Origin of the sequence: Escherichia sp. WS1451 (genome assembly GCF_046487365.1) — a bacterium.
Classification (GTDB): Bacteria; Pseudomonadota; Gammaproteobacteria; order Enterobacterales; family Enterobacteriaceae; genus Escherichia; species Escherichia coli.
Window position 1 is genome coordinate 153,920 of sequence record NZ_JBJQJP010000010.1, and the last position, 13,625, is coordinate 167,544.

Genomic DNA, 13,625 nt, shown 5'->3' on the forward strand with positions numbered 1-13,625 from the left:
ATTAAATTATCGCATTAAAAAAGCCGGCATTCGCCGGCTTCATCTTATTCGTCGTGCGAGATTATCGCCGGGATGGTGTCATCCTTGCGTAGCGTCAGAATTTCGCAGCCGTTATCAGTCACCACAATAGTATGCTCGTATTGTGCAGACAAGCTGCGATCTTTGGTTTTTACCGTCCAGCCATCTTTCATGGTGCGGATCTCTTTTTTACCCGCGTTGACCATTGGCTCAATGGTGAAGGTCATTCCCGGTTTCAGCACGACGTTGGTTTCACGGGAGTCATAATGCAGCACCTGCGGTTCTTCATGGAAGCCGCGACCAATACCGTGTCCGCAATATTCACGAACGACGGAGAAACCTTCTGCTTCAACAAATTTCTGAATTGCCGCACCGATTTCGCGCAGATTAATGCCTGGTTTTACCATGCGTAGCGCCAGGTACAGGCTTTCTTGCGTGATGCGGCACAGACGTTCGCCCATGATGGTCGGCTTACCGACGATAAACATTTTCGATGTATCGCCGTGGAAACCATCTTTGATTACGGTGACATCAATGTTAACGATATCGCCATCTTTCAGCAGCTTAGCATCGTCCGGAATACCGTGGCACACCACTTCATTAATAGAAATGCAAACGGATTTCGGATAGCCGTGATAGCCGAGGCAGGCAGAAACCGCGTGTTGTTCATTAACAATGTAATCATTACAGATGCGATCCAGCTCGCCGGTGCTGACGCCCGGTTTAACATACGGTTCGATCATCTCCAGCACTTCGGCAGCCAGTCGGCCAGCGACGCGCATTTTTTCGATATCTTCTGGGGTCTTGATTGAGATAGCCATTAATTCTGTCCATCAGCGTCGGTGATACCGACAATATATATGTAAGTGCCGTCAATGGTATCACACCCGGGCAAATTGAGAATCATTCTGAATTTCGCCAAACGTGCCACTGAAGGTTTTCTATAATAGAAAATTCAACGTCTGATGCTGTACACAGCGCCAACAATTATTGGTGTCCACGACGTATTTGTGGTATAAAGCGCGCCGGACTTCCGATCCATTTCGTATACACAGACTGGACGGAAGCGACAATCTCACTTTGTGTAACAACACACACGTATCGGCACATATTCCGGGGTGCCCTTTGGGGTCGGTAATATGGGATACGTGGAGGCATAACCCCAACTTTTATATAGAGGTTTTAATCATGGCAACTGTTTCCATGCGCGACATGCTCAAGGCTGGTGTTCACTTCGGTCACCAGACCCGTTACTGGAACCCGAAAATGAAGCCGTTCATCTTCGGTGCGCGTAACAAAGTTCACATCATCAACCTTGAGAAAACTGTACCGATGTTCAACGAAGCTCTGGCTGAACTGAACAAGATTGCTTCTCGCAAAGGTAAAATCCTTTTCGTTGGTACTAAACGCGCTGCAAGCGAAGCGGTGAAAGACGCTGCTCTGAGCTGCGACCAGTTCTTCGTGAACCATCGCTGGCTGGGCGGTATGCTGACTAACTGGAAAACCGTTCGTCAGTCCATCAAACGTCTGAAAGACCTGGAAACTCAGTCTCAGGACGGTACTTTCGACAAGCTGACCAAGAAAGAAGCGCTGATGCGCACTCGTGAGCTGGAGAAACTGGAAAACAGCCTGGGCGGTATTAAAGACATGGGCGGTCTGCCGGACGCTCTGTTTGTAATCGATGCTGACCACGAACACATTGCTATCAAAGAAGCAAACAACCTGGGTATTCCAGTATTTGCTATCGTTGATACCAACTCTGATCCGGACGGTGTTGACTTCGTTATCCCGGGTAACGACGACGCAATCCGTGCTGTGACCCTGTACCTGGGCGCTGTTGCTGCAACCGTACGTGAAGGCCGTTCTCAGGATCTGGCTTCCCAGGCGGAAGAAAGCTTCGTAGAAGCTGAGTAATAAGGCACGCTCGTACGAGCCCTTATAGACCAGGTAGTACACGTTTGGTTAGGGGGCCTGCATATGGCCCCCTTTTTCACTTTTATATCTGTGCGGTTTAATGCCGGGCAGATCACATCTCCGAGGATTTTAGAATGGCTGAAATTACCGCATCCCTGGTAAAAGAGCTGCGTGAGCGTACTGGCGCAGGCATGATGGATTGCAAAAAAGCACTGACTGAAGCTAACGGCGACATCGAGCTGGCAATCGAAAACATGCGTAAGTCCGGTGCTATTAAAGCAGCGAAAAAAGCAGGCAACGTTGCTGCTGACGGCGTGATCAAAACCAAAATCGACGGCAACTACGGCATCATTCTGGAAGTTAACTGCCAGACTGACTTCGTTGCAAAAGACGCTGGTTTCCAGGCGTTCGCAGACAAAGTTCTGGACGCAGCTGTTGCTGGCAAAATCACTGACGTTGAAGTTCTGAAAGCACAGTTCGAAGAAGAACGTGTTGCGCTGGTAGCGAAAATTGGTGAAAACATCAACATTCGCCGCGTTGCTGCGCTGGAAGGCGACGTTCTGGGTTCTTATCAGCACGGTGCGCGTATCGGCGTTCTGGTTGCTGCTAAAGGCGCTGACGAAGAGCTGGTTAAACACATCGCTATGCACGTTGCTGCAAGCAAGCCAGAATTCATCAAACCAGAAGACGTATCCGCTGAAGTGGTAGAAAAAGAATACCAGGTACAGCTGGATATCGCGATGCAGTCTGGTAAGCCGAAAGAAATCGCAGAGAAAATGGTTGAAGGCCGCATGAAGAAATTCACCGGCGAAGTTTCTCTGACCGGTCAGCCGTTCGTTATGGAACCAAGCAAAACTGTTGGTCAGCTGCTGAAAGAGCATAACGCTGAAGTGACTGGCTTCATCCGCTTCGAAGTGGGTGAAGGCATCGAGAAAGTTGAGACTGACTTTGCAGCAGAAGTTGCTGCGATGTCCAAGCAGTCTTAATTATCGAAAAGGAGCCGCCTGAGGGCGGCTTCTTTTTGTGCCCATCTTGTAAATTCAGCTAACCCTTGTGGGGCTGCGCTGAAAAGCGACGTACAATGTCGCTAGTATTAATTCATTTCAATCGTTGACAGTCTCAGGAAAGAAACATGGCTACCAATGCAAAACCCGTCTATAAACGCATTCTGCTTAAGTTGAGTGGCGAAGCTCTGCAGGGCACTGAAGGCTTCGGTATTGATGCAAGCATACTGGATCGCATGGCTCAGGAAATCAAAGAACTGGTTGAACTGGGTATTCAGGTTGGTGTGGTGATTGGTGGGGGTAACCTGTTCCGTGGCGCTGGTCTGGCGAAAGCGGGTATGAACCGCGTTGTGGGCGACCACATGGGGATGCTGGCGACCGTAATGAACGGCCTGGCAATGCGTGATGCACTGCACCGCGCCTATGTGAACGCTCGTCTGATGTCCGCTATTCCCTTGAATGGCGTGTGCGACAGCTACAGCTGGGCAGAAGCTATCAGCCTGTTGCGCAACAATCGTGTGGTGATCCTCTCCGCCGGTACAGGTAACCCGTTCTTTACCACCGACTCAGCAGCTTGCCTGCGTGGTATCGAAATTGAAGCCGATGTGGTGCTGAAAGCAACCAAAGTTGACGGCGTGTTTACCGCTGATCCGGCGAAAGATCCAACCGCAACCATGTACGAGCAACTGACTTACAGCGAAGTGCTGGAAAAAGAGCTGAAAGTCATGGACCTGGCGGCCTTCACGCTGGCTCGTGACCATAAATTACCGATTCGTGTTTTCAACATGAACAAACCGGGTGCGCTGCGCCGTGTGGTAATGGGTGAAAAAGAAGGGACTTTAATCACGGAATAATTCCCGTGATGGATAAATAAGGGTAAGATTCCGCGTAAGTATCGCGGGGGATCTTACCCGTAATATGTTTAATCAGGGCTATACTTAGCACACTTCCACTGTGTGTGACTGTCTGGTCTGACTGAGACAAGTTTTCAAGGATTCGTAACGTGATTAGCGATATCAGAAAAGATGCTGAAGTACGCATGGACAAATGCGTAGAAGCGTTCAAAACCCAAATCAGCAAAATACGCACGGGTCGTGCTTCTCCCAGCCTGCTGGATGGCATTGTCGTGGAATATTACGGCACGCCGACGCCGCTGCGTCAGCTGGCAAGCGTAACGGTAGAAGATTCCCGTACTCTGAAAATCAACGTGTTTGATCGTTCAATGTCTCCGGCCGTTGAAAAAGCGATTATGGCGTCCGATCTTGGCCTGAACCCGAACTCTGCGGGTAGCGACATCCGTGTTCCGCTGCCGCCGCTGACGGAAGAACGTCGTAAAGATCTGACCAAAATCGTTCGTGGTGAAGCAGAACAAGCGCGTGTTGCAGTACGTAACGTGCGTCGTGACGCGAACGACAAAGTGAAAGCACTGTTGAAAGATAAAGAGATCAGCGAAGACGACGATCGCCGTTCTCAGGACGATGTACAGAAACTGACTGATGCTGCAATCAAGAAAATTGAAGCGGCGCTGGCAGACAAAGAAGCAGAACTGATGCAGTTCTGATTTCTTGAACGACAAAAACGCCGCTCAGTAGATCCTTGCGGATCGGCTGGCGGCGTTTTGCTTTTTATTCTGTCTCAACTCTGGATGTTTCATGAAGCAACTCACCATTCTGGGCTCGACCGGCTCGATTGGTTGCAGCACGCTGGACGTGGTGCGCCATAATCCCGAACACTTCCGCGTAGTTGCGCTGGTGGCAGGCAAAAATGTCACTCGCATGGTAGAACAGTGCCTGGAATTCTCTCCCCGCTATGCCGTAATGGACGATGAAGCGAGTGCGAAACTTCTTAAAACGATGCTACAGCAACAGGGTAGCCGCACCGAAGTCTTAAGTGGGCAACAAGCCGCTTGCGATATGGCAGCGCTTGAGGAGGTTGATCAGGTGATGGCAGCCATTGTTGGCGCTGCTGGGCTGTTACCTACGCTTGCTGCGATCCGCGCGGGTAAAACCATTTTGCTGGCCAATAAAGAATCACTGGTTACCTGCGGACGTCTGTTTATGGACGCCGTAAAGCAGAGCAAAGCGCAATTGTTACCGGTCGATAGCGAACATAACGCTATTTTTCAGAGTTTACCGCAACCTATCCAGCATAATCTGGGATACGCTGACCTTGAGCAAAATGGCGTGGTGTCCATTTTACTTACCGGGTCTGGTGGCCCTTTCCGTGAGACGCCATTGCGCGATTTGGCAACAATGACGCCGGATCAAGCCTGCCGTCATCCGAACTGGTCGATGGGGCGTAAAATTTCTGTCGATTCGGCTACCATGATGAATAAAGGTCTGGAATACATTGAAGCGCGTTGGCTGTTTAACGCCAGCGCCAGCCAGATGGAAGTGCTGATTCACCCGCAGTCAGTGATTCACTCAATGGTGCGCTATCAGGACGGCAGTGTTCTGGCGCAGCTGGGGGAACCGGATATGCGTACGCCAATTGCCCACACCATGGCATGGCCGAATCGCGTGAACTCTGGCGTGAAGCCGCTCGATTTTTGCAAACTAAGTGCGTTGACATTTGCCGCACCGGATTATGATCGTTATCCATGCCTGAAACTGGCGATGGAGGCGTTCGAACAAGGCCAGGCAGCGACGACAGCATTGAATGCCGCAAACGAAATCACCGTTGCTGCTTTTCTTGCGCAACAAATCCGCTTTACGGATATCGCCGCGTTGAATTTATCCGTACTGGAAAAAATGGATATGCGCGAACCACAATGTGTGGACGATGTGTTATCTGTTGATGCGAACGCGCGTGAAGTCGCCAGAAAAGAGGTGATGCGTCTCGCAAGCTGAGGATAATCCGGCTACAGAGAGTCGCGCTATTTGTTAGCGTAGGGCTTCAGTGATATAGTCTGCGCCATCTGATCGTAAGTAGTTGGCTTTATAAGGTCAGGTATGCCGTGGTTTTACACGGCTTTTTTTTGTATAGGCTTCAGTATTCCTGAGTACCGTAAACCCTGTCAGGGAATAAGAAACGCGTGATGTTGTCTGCTACTCAACCACTTAGCGAAAAATTGCCAGCGCATGGCTGTCGTCATGTTGCGATCATTATGGACGGCAATGGTCGCTGGGCAAAAAAGCAAGGGAAGATTCGTGCCTTTGGGCATAAAGCCGGGGCAAAATCCGTCCGCCGGGCTGTCTCTTTTGCGGCCAACAACGGTATTGAGGCGTTAACTCTGTATGCCTTTAGTAGTGAAAACTGGAACCGACCAGCGCAGGAAGTCAGTGCGTTAATGGAACTGTTTGTGTGGGCGCTTGATAGCGAAGTAAAGAGTCTGCACCGACATAACGTGCGTCTGCGTATTATTGGCGATACCAGTCGCTTTAACTCGCGTTTGCAAGAACGTATTCGTAAATCTGAAGCGCTAACAGCCGGGAATACCGGTCTGACGCTGAATATTGCGGCGAACTACGGTGGACGTTGGGATATAGTCCAGGGAGTCAGGCAACTGGCTGAAAAGGTGCAGCAAGGAAACCTGCAACCAGATCAGATAGATGAAGAGATGCTAAACCAGCATGTCTGTATGCATGAACTGGCCCCTGTAGATTTAGTAATTAGGACTGGGGGGGAGCATCGCATTAGTAACTTTTTGCTTTGGCAAATTGCCTATGCCGAACTTTACTTTACAGATGTTCTCTGGCCCGATTTCGATGAACAAGACTTTGAAGGGGCGTTAAATGCCTTTGCTAATCGAGAGCGTCGTTTCGGCGGCACCGAGCCCGGTGATGAAACAGCCTGATGGGGGTCGCTTTTGCTGAAGTATCGCCTGATATCTGCTTTTGTGTTAATACCCGTCGTCATCGCGGCGTTGTTTCTGTTGCCGCCGGTGGGGTTCGCCATTGTAACGCTGGTGGTCTGTATGCTGGCAGCGTGGGAATGGGGACAGCTTAGCGGTTTTACCACTCGTTCGCAGCGAGTATGGTTGGCGGTGTTATGCGGGTTATTGTTGGCGCTGATGCTTTTTCTGTTGCCGGAATATCACCGAAATATTCATCAACCGCTGGTTGAAATCTCACTTTGGGCTTCGCTGGGTTGGTGGATTGTCGCGCTATTGCTGGTGCTGTTTTACCCAGGTTCTGCAGCAATCTGGCGTAACTCTAAAACATTGCGCATTATTTTTGGCGTGCTAACCATTGTTCCCTTCTTCTGGGGCATGCTGGCGTTACGGGCCTGGCACTACGACGAGAATCATTACAGTGGCGCAATATGGCTGCTCTATGTCATGATCCTGGTATGGGGCGCTGACTCTGGCGCATATATGTTTGGCAAATTGTTTGGTAAACATAAACTGGCACCGAAGGTTTCTCCGGGTAAAACCTGGCAAGGCTTTATCGGTGGACTCGCGACCGCAGCGGTAATCTCATGGGGTTATGGCATGTGGGTGAATCTCGACGTCGCTCCCGTCACCTTACTCATTTGCTCTATTGTCGCAGCGTTAGCCTCAGTGCTCGGCGATCTGACCGAGAGTATGTTTAAGCGTGAAGCAGGAATTAAGGACAGCGGTCATTTAATTCCAGGACACGGTGGTATTTTAGATCGTATTGATAGCCTGACGGCTGCGGTACCGGTCTTTGCTTGCTTGTTGTTACTGGTATTCAGGACGCTTTAACGGAAGGTAATATGCTGAGTTTTCTCTGGGATTTGGCTTCGTTCATCGTTGCACTGGGTGTACTTATCACCGTGCATGAATTTGGTCATTTCTGGGTTGCCCGGCGTTGTGGTGTTCGCGTTGAGCGTTTCTCAATAGGGTTTGGTAAGGCGCTCTGGCGGCGAACTGATAAGCTCGGCACCGAATATGTTATCGCCCTGATCCCGTTGGGCGGTTATGTCAAAATGCTGGATGAGCGCGCAGAACCGGTCGTTCCGGAACTCCGCCACCATGCCTTCAATAATAAATCTGTCGGCCAACGAGCGGCGATTATTGCCGCAGGTCCGGTTGCAAACTTCATTTTTGCTATCTTTGCCTACTGGCTGGTTTTTATTATTGGTGTGCCTGGCGTACGTCCGGTGGTTGGTGAAATAGCAGCCAATTCGATAGCTGCGGAAGCACAAATTGCACCAGGTACGGAACTAAAAGCCGTAGATGGTATCGAAACGCCTGATTGGGATGCCGTGCGTTTGCAGTTGGTCGATAAAATTGGCGATGAAAGCACCACCATTACGATAGCGCCATTTGGCAGCGACCAACGGCGGGATGTAAAGCTCGATTTACGTCACTGGGCGTTTGAGCCTGATAAAGAAGATCCGGTATCTTCGTTGGGGATTCGTCCTCGTGGGCCGCAAATTGAACCTGTACTGGAAAATGTGCAGCCAAACTCGGCGGCAAGCAAGGCAGGTTTGCAAGCAGGCGACAGGATCGTTAAAGTCGATGGTCAGCCCTTAACGCAGTGGGTGACCTTTGTGATGCTTGTCCGGGATAACCCGGGTAAATCCTTAGCGTTAGAAATCGAAAGACAGGGGAGTCCCTTGTCTTTGACATTAATCCCGGAGAGTAAACCGGGTAATGGTAAAGCGATTGGTTTTGTCGGTATTGAGCCGAAAGTCATTCCTTTGCCTGATGAGTATAAAGTTGTACGCCAGTATGGGCCGTTCAACGCTATCGTCGAAGCCACGGACAAAACGTGGCAGTTGATGAAGCTGACGGTCAGTATGCTGGGAAAATTGATCACCGGTGATGTGAAACTGAACAACCTCAGTGGGCCGATCTCTATCGCCAAGGGGGCTGGGATGACAGCGGAACTCGGGGTAGTTTATTACCTGCCGTTTCTTGCGCTTATTAGCGTGAACTTAGGGATAATTAACCTGTTTCCGTTGCCCGTACTTGACGGGGGGCATCTGCTGTTCCTTGCGATCGAAAAGATCAAGGGCGGACCGGTATCCGAGCGGGTTCAAGACTTTTGTTATCGCATTGGCTCGATTCTGCTGGTGCTGTTAATGGGGCTTGCACTTTTCAATGATTTCTCTCGGTTATGAGAGTTAGTTAGGAAGAACGCATAATAACGATGGCGATGAAAAAGTTGCTCATAGCGTCGCTGCTGTTTAGCAGCGCCACCGTATACGGTGCTGAAGGGTTCGTAGTGAAAGATATTCATTTCGAAGGCCTTCAGCGTGTCGCCGTTGGTGCGGCCCTCCTCAGTATGCCGGTGCGCACAGGCGACACGGTTAATGATGAAGATATCAGTAATACCATTCGCGCTCTGTTTGCTACCGGCAACTTTGAGGATGTTCGCGTCCTTCGTGATGGTGATACCCTTCTGGTTCAGGTAAAAGAACGTCCGACCATTGCCAGCATTACTTTCTCCGGTAACAAATCGGTGAAAGATGACATGCTGAAGCAAAACCTCGAGGCTTCTGGTGTGCGTGTGGGCGAATCCCTCGATCGCACCACCATTGCCGATATCGAGAAAGGTCTGGAAGACTTCTACTACAGCGTCGGTAAATATAGCGCCAGCGTTAAAGCTGTCGTGACCCCGCTGCCGCGCAACCGTGTTGACCTAAAACTGGTGTTCCAGGAAGGTGTGTCAGCTGAAATCCAGCAAATTAACATTGTTGGTAACCATGCTTTCACCACCGACGAACTGATCTCTCATTTCCAACTGCGTGACGAAGTGCCGTGGTGGAACGTGGTCGGCGATCGTAAATACCAGAAACAGAAACTGGCGGGCGACCTTGAAACCCTGCGCAGTTACTATCTGGATCGCGGTTATGCCCGTTTCAACATCGACTCTACCCAGGTCAGTCTGACGCCAGATAAAAAAGGTATTTACGTCACGGTGAACATCACCGAAGGCGATCAGTACAAGCTTTCTGGCGTTGAAGTGAGCGGCAATCTTGCCGGGCACTCCGCTGAAATTGAGCAGCTGACTAAGATCGAGCCGGGCGAGCTGTATAACGGCACCAAAGTGACCAAGATGGAAGATGACATTAAAAAGCTTCTCGGTCGCTATGGTTATGCCTATCCGCGCGTACAGTCGATGCCTGAAATTAACGATGCCGACAAAACCGTTAAATTACGCGTGAACGTTGATGCTGGTAACCGTTTCTATGTGCGTAAGATCCGTTTTGAAGGTAACGATACCTCGAAAGATGCCGTCCTGCGTCGCGAAATGCGTCAGATGGAAGGTGCATGGCTGGGGAGCGATCTGGTCGATCAGGGTAAGGAGCGTCTGAATCGTCTGGGCTTCTTTGAAACTGTCGATACCGATACCCAACGTGTTCCGGGTAGCCCGGACCAGGTTGATGTAGTCTACAAGGTGAAAGAACGTAACACTGGTAGCTTCAACTTCGGGATTGGTTACGGTACTGAAAGTGGCGTGAGCTTCCAGGCTGGCGTGCAACAGGATAACTGGTTAGGTACAGGTTATGCTGTTGGTATCAACGGGACCAAAAACGATTACCAGACCTATGCTGAACTGTCGGTAACCAACCCGTACTTCACCGTAGATGGCGTAAGCCTCGGTGGTCGTCTCTTCTATAATGACTTCCAGGCAGATGACGCCGACCTGTCCGACTATACCAACAAGAGTTATGGTACAGACGTGACGTTGGGCTTCCCGATCAACGAATATAACTCGCTGCGTGCAGGTCTGGGTTATGTTCATAACTCCCTGTCCAACATGCAGCCGCAGGTTGCGATGTGGCGTTATCTGTACTCTATGGGTGAACATCCGAGCACCTCTGATCAGGATAACAGCTTCAAAACGGACGACTTCACGTTCAACTATGGTTGGACCTATAACAAGCTTGACCGTGGTTACTTCCCGACAGATGGTTCACGTGTCAACCTGACCGGTAAAGTGACCATTCCGGGATCGGATAACGAATACTACAAAGTGACGTTAGACACGGCGACTTATGTGCCGATTGATGACGATCACAAATGGGTTGTTCTGGGTCGTACCCGCTGGGGTTATGGTGATGGTTTAGGCGGCAAAGAGATGCCGTTCTATGAGAACTTCTATGCCGGTGGTTCCAGCACCGTGCGTGGCTTCCAGTCCAATACCATTGGTCCGAAAGCAGTTTACTTCCCGCATCAGGCCAGTAATTATGATCCGGACTATGATTACGAATGTGCGACTCAGGACGGCGCGAAAGACCTGTGTAAATCGGATGATGCTGTAGGCGGTAACGCTATGGCGGTTGCCAGCCTCGAGTTCATCACCCCGACGCCGTTCATTAGCGACAAGTATGCTAACTCGGTTCGTACTTCCTTCTTCTGGGATATGGGTACCGTTTGGGATACAAACTGGGATTCCAGCCAATATTCTGGATATCCGGACTATAGTGATCCAAGCAATATCCGTATGTCTGCGGGTATCGCATTACAATGGATGTCCCCATTGGGGCCGTTGGTGTTCTCCTACGCCCAGCCGTTCAAAAAGTACGATGGAGACAAGGCAGAACAGTTCCAGTTTAACATCGGTAAAACCTGGTAAGTGTTCTCCACAAAGGAATGTAGTGGTAGTGTAGCGATGACTTTAGGCGATCAATATAAGATCGCCGGGCCACGCAAAGAACTGCACCTTCCGGTGCAAATGGGATGGTAAGGAGTTTATTGTGAAAAAGTGGTTATTAGCGGCAGGTCTCGGTTTAGCACTGGCAACTTCTGCTCAGGCGGCTGACAAAATTGCAATCGTCAATATGGGCAGCCTGTTCCAGCAGGTAGCGCAGAAAACCGGTGTTTCTAACACGCTGGAAAATGAGTTCAAAGGCCGTGCCAGCGAACTGCAGCGTATGGAAACCGATCTGCAGGCTAAAATGAAAAAGCTGCAGTCCATGAAAGCGGGCAGCGATCGCACTAAGCTGGAAAAAGACGTGATGGCTCAGCGCCAGACTTTTGCTCAGAAAGCGCAGGCTTTTGAGCAGGATCGCGCTCGTCGTTCCAACGAAGAACGTGGCAAACTGGTTACTCGTATCCAGACTGCTGTGAAATCCGTTGCCAACAGCCAGGATATCGATCTGGTTGTTGATGCAAACGCCGTTGCTTACAACAGCAGCGATGTAAAAGACATCACTGCTGACGTACTGAAACAGGTTAAATAAGTAATGCCTTCAATTCGACTGGCTGATTTAGCGCAGCAGTTGGATGCAGAACTACACGGTGATGGCGATATCGTCATCACCGGCGTTGCGTCCATGCAATCTGCACAAACAGGTCACATTACGTTCATGGTTAACCCAAAATACCGTGAGCATTTAGGCTTGTGCCAGGCGTCCGCGGTTGTCATGACCCAGGACGATCTTCCTTTCGCGAAAAGTGCCGCGCTGGTAGTGAAGAATCCCTACCTGACTTACGCGCGCATGGCGCAAATTTTAGATACCACGCCGCAGCCCGCGCAGAACATTGCACCCAGTGCAGTGATTGACGCGACGGCGAAGCTGGGTAACAACGTCTCAATTGGCGCTAACGCGGTGATTGAGTCCGGCGTTGAACTGGGCGATAACGTGATTATCGGTGCCGGTTGCTTCGTAGGTAAAAACAGCAAAATCGGTGCAGGTTCGCGTCTCTGGGCGAACGTAACCATTTACCATGAGATCCAGATCGGTCAGAATTGCCTGATCCAGTCCGGAACAGTGGTAGGCGCAGACGGCTTTGGTTATGCCAACGATCGTGGTAACTGGGTGAAGATCCCGCAGATAGGTCGCGTAATTATTGGCGATCGCGTGGAGATCGGCGCATGTACTACCATCGATCGCGGTGCGCTGGATGACACTGTTATTGGCAATGGTGTGATCATTGATAACCAGTGCCAGATTGCACATAACGTCGTGATTGGCGACAATACGGCAGTTGCCGGTGGCGTCATTATGGCGGGCAGCCTGAAAATTGGTCGTTACTGCATGATCGGCGGAGCCAGCGTAATCAACGGGCATATGGAAATATGCGACAAAGTGACGGTTACGGGCATGGGTATGGTGATGCGTCCCATCACTGAACCAGGCGTCTATTCCTCAGGCATTCCGCTGCAACCCAACAAAGTCTGGCGCAAAACCGCTGCACTGGTGATGAACATTGATGACATGAGCAAGCGTCTGAAATCGCTTGAGCGCAAGGTTAATCAACAAGACTAACGTTCCATCTTTTGTTCGCCAAACTTTACGGCCTGTCTCATTCTTACGATTGCGGCAGGCCGTGTTATTATTGTCGTTTCTTATATTTTGACAGGAAGAGTATCTTGACTACTAACACTCATACTCTGCAGATTGAAGAGATTTTAGAACTTCTGCCGCACCGTTTCCCGTTCTTACTGGTGGATCGCGTGCTGGATTTTGAAGAAGGTCGTTTTCTGCGCGCAGTAAAAAATGTCTCTGTCAATGAGCCATTCTTCCAGGGCCATTTCCCTGGAAAACCGATTTTCCCGGGTGTGCTGATTCTGGAAGCAATGGCACAGGCAACAGGTATTCTGGCGTTTAAAAGCGTAGGAAAACTGGAACCGGGTGAGCTGTACTACTTCGCCGGTATTGACGAAGCGCGCTTTAAGCGCCCGGTCGTGCCTGGCGATCAAATGATCATGGAAGTCACTTTCGAAAAAACGCGCCGCGGCCTGACCCGTTTTAAAGGGGTTGCTCTGGTCGACGGTAAAGTAGTTTGCGAAGCAACGATGATGTGTGCTCGTAGCCGGGAGGCCTGAT

Annotated in this window: 13 protein-coding genes; 12 read left to right on the forward strand and 1 reads right to left on the reverse strand. The window is 50.3% G+C overall.

The features are described from left to right. Positions 1-44: 44 nt before the first annotated feature. Positions 45-839, reverse strand: a complete 795-nt coding sequence (gene map, locus ACJHX7_RS14615) for a type I methionyl aminopeptidase (protein WP_001018194.1) — start codon at positions 837-839, stop codon at positions 45-47. Between the two features lie 367 nt (positions 840-1,206). Here map and rpsB point away from each other — a divergent pair, with 367 nt between their 5' ends. From rpsB to fabZ, 12 genes are all read left to right on the forward strand, one after another. After that, positions 1,207-1,932 (forward strand): 30S ribosomal protein S2, encoded by a 726-nt coding sequence (gene rpsB / locus ACJHX7_RS14620; RefSeq protein WP_000246882.1) that lies wholly within the window; start codon positions 1,207-1,209, stop codon positions 1,930-1,932. A 134-nt stretch (positions 1,933-2,066) separates the two neighbouring features. Next, the gene (gene tsf / locus ACJHX7_RS14625; RefSeq protein WP_000818114.1) at positions 2,067-2,918 is read left to right on the forward strand and encodes a translation elongation factor Ts; all 852 of its coding nucleotides are present in this window, start codon (positions 2,067-2,069) and stop codon (positions 2,916-2,918) included. 146 nt (positions 2,919-3,064) lie between these two features. Then, entirely contained in the window at positions 3,065-3,790 is a 726-nt protein-coding gene (gene pyrH / locus ACJHX7_RS14630) for a UMP kinase (RefSeq protein WP_000224573.1), read from the forward strand. A gap of 149 nt (positions 3,791-3,939) precedes the next feature. After that, the gene (gene frr, locus ACJHX7_RS14635) at positions 3,940-4,497 is read left to right on the forward strand and encodes a ribosome recycling factor (RefSeq protein WP_000622418.1); all 558 of its coding nucleotides are present in this window, start codon (positions 3,940-3,942) and stop codon (positions 4,495-4,497) included. 91 nt (positions 4,498-4,588) lie between these two features. After that, the gene (ispC, locus tag ACJHX7_RS14640) at positions 4,589-5,785 is read left to right on the forward strand and encodes a 1-deoxy-D-xylulose-5-phosphate reductoisomerase (RefSeq protein ID WP_000811936.1); all 1,197 of its coding nucleotides are present in this window, start codon (positions 4,589-4,591) and stop codon (positions 5,783-5,785) included. Positions 5,786-5,973: 188 nt separating this feature from the next. Continuing rightward, positions 5,974-6,732, forward strand: coding sequence for a (2E,6E)-farnesyl-diphosphate-specific ditrans,polycis-undecaprenyl-diphosphate synthase (gene ispU, locus ACJHX7_RS14645; protein WP_001295562.1), 759 nt, complete (start codon positions 5,974-5,976; stop codon positions 6,730-6,732). A 12-nt stretch (positions 6,733-6,744) separates the two neighbouring features. Continuing rightward, positions 6,745-7,602: a phosphatidate cytidylyltransferase gene (gene cdsA / locus ACJHX7_RS14650; RefSeq protein ID WP_000922440.1), complete on the forward strand. Its 858-nt coding sequence runs from the start codon at positions 6,745-6,747 to the stop codon at positions 7,600-7,602. Between the two features lie 11 nt (positions 7,603-7,613). Further along, a complete protein-coding gene (gene rseP / locus ACJHX7_RS14655) occupies positions 7,614-8,966 on the forward strand; it encodes a sigma E protease regulator RseP (RefSeq protein WP_024223346.1) in 1,353 nt (450 codons plus the stop codon). 29 nt (positions 8,967-8,995) lie between these two features. After that, on the forward strand, positions 8,996-11,428 hold the full coding sequence (gene bamA / locus ACJHX7_RS14660; RefSeq protein WP_001240896.1) for an outer membrane protein assembly factor BamA: 2,433 nt from the start codon (positions 8,996-8,998) through the stop codon (positions 11,426-11,428). A gap of 121 nt (positions 11,429-11,549) precedes the next feature. Further along, positions 11,550-12,035: a molecular chaperone Skp gene (skp, locus tag ACJHX7_RS14665; protein WP_000758956.1), complete on the forward strand. Its 486-nt coding sequence runs from the start codon at positions 11,550-11,552 to the stop codon at positions 12,033-12,035. A gap of 3 nt (positions 12,036-12,038) precedes the next feature. Further along, complete coding sequence (lpxD, locus tag ACJHX7_RS14670; RefSeq protein WP_001139282.1) at positions 12,039-13,064, forward strand: UDP-3-O-(3-hydroxymyristoyl)glucosamine N-acyltransferase; 1,026 nt, start codon at positions 12,039-12,041, stop codon at positions 13,062-13,064. Positions 13,065-13,168: 104 nt separating this feature from the next. Continuing rightward, on the forward strand, positions 13,169-13,624 hold the full coding sequence (fabZ, locus tag ACJHX7_RS14675) for a 3-hydroxyacyl-ACP dehydratase FabZ (protein ID WP_000210739.1): 456 nt from the start codon (positions 13,169-13,171) through the stop codon (positions 13,622-13,624). Position 13,625: the final 1 nt, after the last annotated feature.